Consider the following 2,231-nt stretch of genomic DNA (forward strand, 5'->3'; position numbering starts at 1 on the left):
GCACCAACAATCTAAATTGTGGTGCCCGGAGGCGGAATCGAACCACCGACACGAGGATTTTCAATCCTCTGCTCTACCGACTGAGCTATCCGGGCGACGGGGTGTATTAAACGGTTTTTCAGCCTTAACGTCAACACTAAATTGCAAAAAAAATATCGTTTGGTGCTTTTCTATACTTAGCGTTCTGTTTTTATTCATTTAGCGCTTAAAAACAAGCCCTGCCAGTAGGCGAGCTTGGTTTTCACAGATAGATAACCACCTTTTAGACGTTAAATAAAACTACATTTAACTGCTTTTTTTCACCATCAGTTTCACCCTTAGAGTTATTTTTTTACTTCAAATCGCGCCACATTATCATTTAGTTCTTCAGAAAGCTTATTCAACGCACTTGTGGCCTCACGACTTAGGTCAACCACGCCCCGAAGCTCACCGCCACTCTGCTCTATCATATTAATACGTTGTGAAATATCATCACTCACTTCTGTCTGCTCTGCGGCCGCTGTCGCTATCTGCTGACTTCTTTCAGTAATTGCTTCAAGGCTACCGACGACCTCCTGAAGTGCTTGTGAAGCGGTTTGTGACTCCACAACAGTAGCCTGGCTAGTCTCAGCACAAAGCCGAATGCTCTCAATCGCATTCTGTGAGCCAGCCTGTAGGTTGAGAATCATCTGCTGGATCTCCTTAGTACTTTGCTGTGTTCGTCCTGCTAAGTTTCTCACCTCATCTGCAACAACAGCAAAGCCACGCCCCTGCTCACCCGCTCTTGCCGCTTCAATGGCCGCATTTAGTGCCAATAGGTTCGTCTGTTCCGCAATATCACCGATCACCTCAAGGACACGAGCGATATTATTGACATCACAATCCAGATCCGCCACAGCGCCACTGGCACCATCGAGTTGAACGGCTAATCCTTCGATGTTAGATACGGTAGCCAGAATAAGCTGGCTTACATGTTGGCTTTGTCTATCTGCTTGATCTGTACTGACCGCAGTATCTCTGGCTGACTGAGCAACATGAGCTGCTGATGATGCCATTTCCGTCATTGCCGTAGCTATCATTTCAGTACTCTGTTGTTGAGTTGCCGTTAGAGCAGAAATGGACGATGTCCGCCTTTCCGACTCAATGAGTTGCGATGAAATAGAGCCCGTCACTTTCTCTATACTGGTCAGTAGTGACGCCAGTGAAGCACTCATGAGCTGTACAGAATGAAAAATGCTGCCTTGCTTCGCGTTTTGTTCGAATTGAGTATTGATCTTACCATCAGCAACACTCTGCACTGCCAGCAGCACATCGTTAGGCTCTCCGCCCAGAATAGACGTGATCTTCCTGAGCGAAGCCAACAATAAGCTAACAATACAGATTATGATGCTCAGACATAAGGCTACTTGCCACTTAGCAGTAGCCCAGAAACGCTCATTCACTTCATTAAAACCAATTCCGGTACCCACAACCCAGTTCCAGTGTGGCGTTCTTTCTGCAATTGAGAGCTTTTCCTCTACCGTCCCATCAGCAAGACGCTGTGACCAGGTATACTCAATCAACCTGTCTGAGCTTGAACCCAATGCTTTTAGAATCAAATCGGCGACACTGTTGCCAGAACTATCTCTAAAGTCATGAAAGCTGGTGCCGTGCAACTGAGGGTCTAGAGGCGCAGCTATAAAGACCATGTTGCTGTCCGCAACATAGACATACTCGTTTTCCTTATAGACGTTGTTACGCAGAATCCTCGTTGCAATTTTTTTGGCCTCCGCTTCTGACAATGAGCCCTCTAGAGCCAATTGTTCGAGCTGGACTACAGTAGAGTAGGTACTTGCAAAGATCTCCGACACACGAGATTTGTTGTCATTGTTACTGGCGACTTTAAGCGACCACAGTCCAGTAGCCATGACCATAACCAGTGCCAACAAGATAATTATTGATAATAAATATGTTTGTTTCCTAAGTGTCATATTCCGTACTCAATTTGTATATCATATCGATATCAGTATTTTCATGCAGAATACCTCACCATTTTTCTATGAAAAGCCACCAGTTCAGAAACTATGATCGGGATTAAATTCGCGAACAAAAATATCTTTTTTATTTAAGATTTATCGAAAGGTGTCGAGTAAACCGTTCAGTCATTTGAATAGAAAAACCTCAGAGTACGCAATGAACTGATGAATCGAGGATTGTTAGCAGGATAGCAGAAAGCGATGATGGGTCTATGGGTCTATGGGTCTATGGGTCTA

Annotated in this window: 1 protein-coding gene and 1 tRNA gene; both read right to left on the reverse strand. The window is 44.8% G+C overall.

All coding sequences use genetic code 11. The features are described 5' to 3' along the window. Positions 1–19 precede the first annotated feature (19 nt). Positions 20–95, reverse strand: a tRNA-Phe gene (locus C4S60_RS23380). 228 nt (positions 96–323) lie between these two features. Beyond that, the gene (locus C4S60_RS23385; protein ID WP_103882951.1) at positions 324–1,949 is read right to left on the reverse strand and encodes a methyl-accepting chemotaxis protein; all 1,626 of its coding nucleotides are present in this window, start codon (positions 1,947–1,949) and stop codon (positions 324–326) included. Between the last annotated feature and the right edge of the window lie 282 nt (positions 1,950–2,231).

This window comes from Vibrio hangzhouensis, assembly GCF_900107935.1.
GTDB classification, from domain to species: Bacteria; Pseudomonadota; Gammaproteobacteria; order Enterobacterales; family Vibrionaceae; genus Vibrio; species Vibrio hangzhouensis.